Here is a 2,224-nt window from a genome sequence, read left to right on the forward strand (position 1 = left end):
GGCTTTGACAGCAGCCAATAACGGGCAGACATTACAAATTACAGGAATCACCACGACAAGTGCTACACCAAATTGCAGTCAGGCATTTACCCAAAATGTTACATTAAGCGTTAATCCAAGTCCAACGTTAACAGGAGCTGCGCAAGCTGCATCTGTTTGTGTAGGATCTGGCGCGACAATTAATTTAACGGGCTTGTTGGCCAGCAGTACCTCTACAGTAGCTTACACAATAAATGGAGTTGCCCAAACGGCAGTAACAGGAGTTGTAGCAAATGGATCGGGAGCTTCGAGTTTTACATCGGCGGCTTTGACAGCAGCCAATAACGGACAGACATTACAAATTACAGGAATCACCACGACAAGTGCTACACCAAATTGCAGTCAGGCATTTACCCAAAATGTTACATTAAGCGTTAATCCAAGTCCAACTAATGCAAACGCAGGGGCAGACCAAACCGGAGCACTTACTTGCGGACTGACTACGGTTACCCTTGCAGGAAATGTGCCAACAGTAGGTACAGGAAAATGGACTATTGTAAGCGGAGTAGGCGGATCATTTGCTTTGGATACAGATCCAACGACCACTTTCTCAGGAACTGCGGGAACGGCATATACTTTGCGTTGGACAATATCTAATACACCTTGTACGGCATCTTCAGATGATGTAAATGTTACTTTTAATAGAAACCCAACGGTTTCAAATGCAGGTCCTGATCAAACTGGAGCGGGCACTTGTGGCTTGACTACAGTTACCCTTGGCGGAAATGCACCAGCAGTGGGAACAGGCGCATGGACCATCACAAGTGGTGCAGGCGGAACAGTCACTATGCCAACAAGCGCGACTTCTACCTTTACGGGAACCGCTGGAACGACCTATACCTTGCGTTGGACAATCTCTAATGCACCTTGTACGGCATCTTCAGATGATGTAAATGTTACTTTCAATCAAAACCCAACGGCTTCAAACGCAGGGGCGGACCAAACTGGAGCGGGCACTTGTGGCTTGACTACAGTTACCCTTGGCGGAAATGCACCTGCAGTGGGAACAGGCGCATGGACCATCACAAGTGGTGCAGGCGGAACAGTCACTACGCCAACAAGCGCGACTTCTACCTTTACAGGGACAGCTGGAACGGCTTATACTTTGCGTTGGACAATCTCTAATGCACCTTGTACGGCATCTTCAGATGATGTAAATGTTACTTTCAATCAAAACCCAACGGCTTCAAACGCAGGGGCGGACCAAACTGGAGCGGGCACTTGCGGACTGACCACGGTTACCCTTGCTGGAAATGCACCAGCAGTGGGAACAGGCGCATGGACCATCACAAGTGGTGCAGGCGGAACAGTCACTACGCCAACAAGCGCGACTTCTACCTTTACGGGAACCGCTGGAACGGCCTATACTTTGCGTTGGACAATCTCTAATGCACCTTGTACGGCATCTTCAGATGATGTAAATGTTACTTTTAATAGAAACCCAACGGTTTCAATTACTGGTGTTTTAACAGCTTGTTTAACGACTACATTAACTGCTGTAACAGATGCTGTTTCTCCAAATTATATTTGGTATAAAAATGATGTTGTTATTGGTGGGGAAACTGCTTCAACACTTGTTGTTACAGAAGATGGAGATTATAAAGTAAAAGTTATAAATGGTTCGACTTCTTGCGAACAGACTTCGGCTGCTTCAACGGTAAAGGTTGAAGATAAAATTGCTCCGACTTTTACAAAACCAGCTGATATAAATATATTTAGCGATGCTACTTGTAGTTATGTTATTACTCCGGTTGTTACTGGGGATGTAACAAATGAAACAGACAATTGTTCAACAGGATTGCAAGCTGCTTTTGCAGATGTTGTTGTGAATGGATCTTGTCAAGGCTCTAAAATAATTACACGTACTTGGTCACTTGTTGATGGTAGTGGCAATGCTGCGGCTGACCAAATTCAAACGATCACCATCGAAGACACTACTGTGCCAAGCTGGACTACCGTTGCTGCGGCCTTAAACTCAACCATACAATGCAGCGATGCTGCGGCCATCACCGCTGCACAGGCATTAGCTCCGGTGGCTACTGATAATTGTGGTACGGTTTCGTATACAAAAACAGCAGGATTGTTTGTTGCGGGAAGTTGTGCCAATACAGGAACGTACACCAACACTTGGGTTGCCAATGATGTATGCTCGAATACCAGTGCTACTTTCACTCAGGTGATCACC

1 protein-coding gene is annotated in these 2,224 nt (G+C 46.0%); it reads left to right on the plus strand.

Annotation, left to right across the window (positions count from 1 at the left end; translation table 11 throughout):
- Positions 1 to 2,224 (plus strand): beta strand repeat-containing protein (locus ACNQGX_RS18265; protein ID WP_470303524.1); only part of this gene is annotated, 2,224 nt, incomplete at both ends.

Source organism: Flavobacterium glycogeni (assembly GCF_048286775.1).
Lineage (GTDB): Bacteria > Bacteroidota > Bacteroidia > Flavobacteriales > Flavobacteriaceae > Flavobacterium.